Below are 3862 nucleotides of genomic sequence, written 5' to 3'. Positions count from 1 at the left end.
TGCCGACCGTCGCGTGGACGACGCCCTGGAGAAGATCGCCCGGACCTGTCTGTACGAGGGCTATCTGCTGTGGCCGTACCGCCGTTCGGCGCTGAAGAACACCCGGCGCTGGACCTTCGGCGGCGTCTTCCCCCGTGCCCACGCCGCGTCCGTCGGCGAGCGCGACAGCGCGCGCACGGAGGTGCTGCTGGAGGCGGGGGGCGGCGCGGAGGTGTCCGTCCGGGTGCGGTTCCTGCATGTCGTCGACCGGCAGGTGGTCCGCGACGGGCCCGGCGGGCGGGAGCCGGTCGACGCCCTGACCGCCGGTGGCACCCGGCACCTCAGCTGGCAGGAGGCCGCCGAGCGCGAGTGGCTCCTGCCGCCCTGGGACCCCGCGTCGGGGCACCGGCGGCACACCGTCGCGGTCGCCGGCGGGGTGGACGAGGAGGTGCTGCGGGACGCCGAGGGCCGGCCGTGCGGTGCCCTGGTGCGCCGGTGGCGGCCGCTGACCGGCGTGGTGGACCTCGATGCCGAGGCGCCCGGCGACGGGCTGTGGCGGATCCGGGTGACGGTCCGCAACGACACCGTCTGCCCGGCTCCGGGCGGCGGGCGCACCGCGCGCGACGAGCTGGCCGCGCACGCCTTCGTCTCGACGCACACCGTGCTCCGGTGCGGTGACCACGCCGCGTTCGTCTCGCTCGTCGATCCGCCCGAGGCCCTGCGGGAGGCGGCCGGCCGCTGCCGGAACGAGGGCACCTGGCCGGTGCTGGTGGCCGGGTACGGCGCGCCGGAGGGTGACCGGCAGCGGGCCCGTACCGTGCTGTCCTCCCCTGTCACCCTCTACGACTTCCCGGCCGTCGCCCCGGAGAGCCCCGGCGACCTGTTCGACGGGGGTGAGATCGACCAGTTGCTCATCCTGAGCGTGCTGAGCCTGACGCCCGGCGAGCAGGAGGAGGCGCGGGCGAGCGACCCCCGGGCGCGGGAGATCCTCGACCGCTGCGCCGCGCTCTCCCCCGACGACCTGATGGCCCTGCACGGCACGATCCGCGGCTTCCGGCCGCTGCGGGAGGACGCGTGAGCGAGCGCACGGTGATCGTCGACGGGGTGCGGGTGGGGCGCGGCAGCCGGGTGCGGCTGCGGCCCGGGCGGCGCGCCGACGTGTTCGACCTGGCGCTGGCCGGGCGGACCGCGGAGGTCGACGGCGTGGAGGAGGACATGGAGGGGAGGGTGCACCTGGTCGTCACCCTGGACGGGGACGCGGGCACCGACTTCGGCACCGGGCTGGGCCACCGCTTCTTCTTCGCGCCCGAGGAGGTGGAGCCCGTCGTGGCGGAGGCGTCGCGGGGCCGCCGGGTGCTGGTCGCGGGCATCGGGAACGTCTTCCTCGCCGACGACGGCTTCGGCCCCGAGGTGGTCGCCGCGCTGCGCGGCAGACGGCTGCCCGAGGGCGTCCACGCGGCGGACTTCGGCATCCGGGGCATGGATCTGGCGTACAGGCTGCTGGGTGGTTACGACGCCGCCGTGCTCGTCGACGCGACCCCGCGCGGGGGCGCGCCCGGCACGCTGTACGTCATCGAGCCGGACCCCGCCGACGAGGCCGGCCCGGCGGCGCCCGAGGCCCACGGCATGGACCCGGTGAAGGTCCTGGCGCTGGCCAGGAGTCTGGGGCGGGAGGAGGACCTTCCGCTGCCGCGGGTCCTGGTCCTCGGCTGCGAGCCGCTGGTGCGGATGCGCGGGGACGAGCCCGACGTGGCCGTCGGGCTGAGCGGGCCCGTGCGGTGCGCGGTCGGCGAGGCCGTGCGCCAGGTGGAGCAGCTCGCCGCCGGACTGCTGATCGACCCCGCCGTGCGCCCGGAGGCGGCGCCGGCACCACCCGGGTGAGGAGGTGACAGACATGAAGAACGGGATCTTCATTCCGGCGGCCGTGGTGCGGATCGCCGTGGGCGCCCTCGCGGCGGCCGCGCTCGCGGCCGTCGCCTTCAGCGCGCCGGACGCCGTGCGCTACTGGCGGATGGAGACGATGTGACGTCCGCGGTGTCCGCAGCGGCGGGCACCCGGGGGCCGCGCGGCCGGGCTCAGGGCCGCTGCGGCCACATGCTGCTGCCGCCACCGCGCCACTCGACCACCGTCGAGTTGTCGACGTCGATGTCCCGCAGGCCGGCCTCGCGCAGGAACCGCTCCAGGTCCTCCAGGGAGTGCGCCTTGCCTGCGGACCGGCCGTGGATCTTCACCAGTCGCGTGCCCTCCACGAGGGGGTGCACGACGACCGGGGGCGACTGCTTGTCCATGCCACCACAGTAATGCGGCACGCCTCGAAGATCAGGGAGCGCGGGCGGCGGTTTCCGCGCGTGCCGCCGACGTCGCGCCGCTTCGATCTTGGCGACTTATGGTGGCCACATGGGTACGGAGAGTCCGGGAGGCGGGGTGCGGGCGTGGTGGGAGTGGTTCCGGCACTCGCCGTTCCTGCCGGCGGTGGTGATCGTCCTGATCGCCTCGGCCATGGCCGGACTGTTCGCCGGTTCCTACACGTACGCCATGGCGAACCCCACCCCGCACCGCATCCCGGTGGCGGTGGCCCGGGCGGCGAGCTCCGAGGCCAGGCGCGACGCGTTCGTGCGGGGCATGGAGCAGGCCCTGGGCACCCCGCTGGAGCTGCACCGGTACGCCACGTACGCGGACGCCCGCAGAGCCGTGGAGGAGCAGCAGGTCTACGCCATCCTGTGGCAGCGCGGGGACGGCGCCGCGCTCGACGTCTCGGCGGCGTCCGGGGCGACCGTCGCACAGCTGCTGACCGAGACGGCGCCGCGGGCCGGTGCGGCGGCCGGCGTGCCGGTGAGCGTGACGGACGTCAATCCGCTGCAGAAGGGCGATCCGCGGGGGCTGGCCATCTTCTACATCACGCTCTCCGCGGTGATCCTCGGCTTCATCGGGGCCATCCAGCTGAACGTCAACGCCGGGGCGCTCACGCCCGGTGAGCGGATCGGCTTCATCACGGCCTACTCGCTGCTGGGCGGATTCACCATCTCGGCCGTCGTGGACTGGGGGCTGGGCGCGCTGCGGCTGCCCTTCCCGGAATCCTGGCTGATCCTCGCGCTGACGATGTTCACCAGCGCGATGGTGTTCACCTGTTTCAACACGCTGTTCGGGCGGTGGGCGATGCTGCCGACCTGGGGGCTGATGGTGCTCCTCGGCAACCCGTCCTCGGGCGGGGCCGTCTCCTGGCCGCTGCTGCCCTCGCCGCTCGGGGTGATCGGCCGCTGGCTGCCGCCGGGCGCCTCGGTCAACGCGCAGCACACGGCCGTGTACTTCGGGGGGTACCAGCACCCCTTCCCGTTCGTGGTGCTGGCCGTCTGGGCGGCGGTGTCGGCCACGGTGTTCTGGGTGTGGCGTCACCGCCACCCGGGCGGCCGGGAGATCGCCCGCTGACGGGGCCGGTCACCGGTCACTGACGGCGGTGCGGCTGCTGCTTGCGGGGCGTCTCCTCGTCGTGCAGCCGCGACTCGGGGTCGCGCCACTCCTCGGACCGCATGGGACGCCCGGTGCGGTGCTTGGCCAGCATCTCCTTCTTCAGCTCGTCGTCCTTCTTGGCGCCGTGCTTGCTGCTGCGTTCCACGACGGATCAGCTCCTTCCGTCCGGTCCGGGAGATCCGGCATCTTCAGCGTAGGCGGGCGGCGGCCGGGTGGCACGCCGCGCGGGGCAGGCCCGGCCCGGGCTGTGAGACGAGCCACCCCGGTATCCGCCAGAAGGGCGCCGACCTGGGGTTTCATCCGGGTGAGCCACCCCACAGGCGGACAGTCTTCCCCCTCGGGGGAAGCGCTTCGCAGCATGGTCGACGTTGGCCCCCCGCCCGTGGCGTCCGCCCGGTGGGGGATTTCGCCGCCC

At 74.4% G+C, this 3862-nt stretch carries 5 protein-coding genes and 1 pseudogene; 4 read left to right on the top strand and 2 right to left on the bottom strand.

Going from position 1 to position 3862, the window contains the following annotated elements; all coding sequences use genetic code 11:
* The 3 genes and pseudogenes from AB0K09_RS31000 to AB0K09_RS30990 form a co-directional block, all read left to right on the top strand.
* Positions 1 to 1057, top strand: a pseudogene (locus tag AB0K09_RS31000) (hypothetical protein); the annotation flags it as partial.
* Positions 1058 to 1305: 248 nt separating this feature from the next.
* Positions 1306 to 1860 (top strand): hydrogenase maturation protease, encoded by a 555-nt coding sequence (locus AB0K09_RS30995; protein WP_366068730.1) that lies wholly within the window; start codon positions 1306 to 1308, stop codon positions 1858 to 1860.
* 13 nt (positions 1861 to 1873) lie between these two features.
* On the top strand, positions 1874 to 2005 hold the full coding sequence (locus AB0K09_RS30990) for a hypothetical protein (RefSeq protein WP_366068729.1): 132 nt from the start codon (positions 1874 to 1876) through the stop codon (positions 2003 to 2005).
* 49 nt (positions 2006 to 2054) lie between these two features.
* Here the strand turns inward: AB0K09_RS30990 and AB0K09_RS30985 are convergent, their stop codons facing one another.
* Positions 2055 to 2267, bottom strand: coding sequence for a hypothetical protein (locus AB0K09_RS30985; RefSeq protein WP_366068728.1), 213 nt, complete (start codon positions 2265 to 2267; stop codon positions 2055 to 2057).
* Positions 2268 to 2376: 109 nt separating this feature from the next.
* Between AB0K09_RS30985 and AB0K09_RS30980 the strand changes: the two genes are divergently transcribed.
* Entirely contained in the window at positions 2377 to 3405 is a 1029-nt protein-coding gene (locus AB0K09_RS30980; RefSeq protein WP_366068727.1) for an ABC transporter permease, read from the top strand.
* A 16-nt stretch (positions 3406 to 3421) separates the two neighbouring features.
* Here the strand turns inward: AB0K09_RS30980 and AB0K09_RS30975 are convergent, their stop codons facing one another.
* Positions 3422 to 3592 (bottom strand): hypothetical protein, encoded by a 171-nt coding sequence (locus tag AB0K09_RS30975; protein WP_366068726.1) that lies wholly within the window; start codon positions 3590 to 3592, stop codon positions 3422 to 3424.
* Positions 3593 to 3862 lie beyond the last annotated feature (270 nt).

It is taken from the genome of Streptomyces sp. NPDC049577 (assembly GCF_040675635.1).
Classification (GTDB): Bacteria; Actinomycetota; Actinomycetes; order Streptomycetales; family Streptomycetaceae; genus Streptomyces.
This window is presented reverse-complemented; position numbering and strand designations above follow the sequence as displayed.

Bases quoted from the DNA above. Each gene is read 5' to 3' on its own strand.
- AB0K09_RS30990 (WP_366068729.1), top strand. From the start codon at position 1,874: ATGAAGAACGGGATCTTCATTCCGGCGGCCGTGGTGCGGATCGCCGTG.
- AB0K09_RS30985 (WP_366068728.1), bottom strand. From the start codon at position 2,267: ATGGACAAGCAGTCGCCCCCGGTCGTCGTGCACCCCCTCGTGGAGGGC.
- AB0K09_RS30980 (WP_366068727.1), top strand. From the start codon at position 2,377: ATGGGTACGGAGAGTCCGGGAGGCGGGGTGCGGGCGTGGTGGGAGTGG.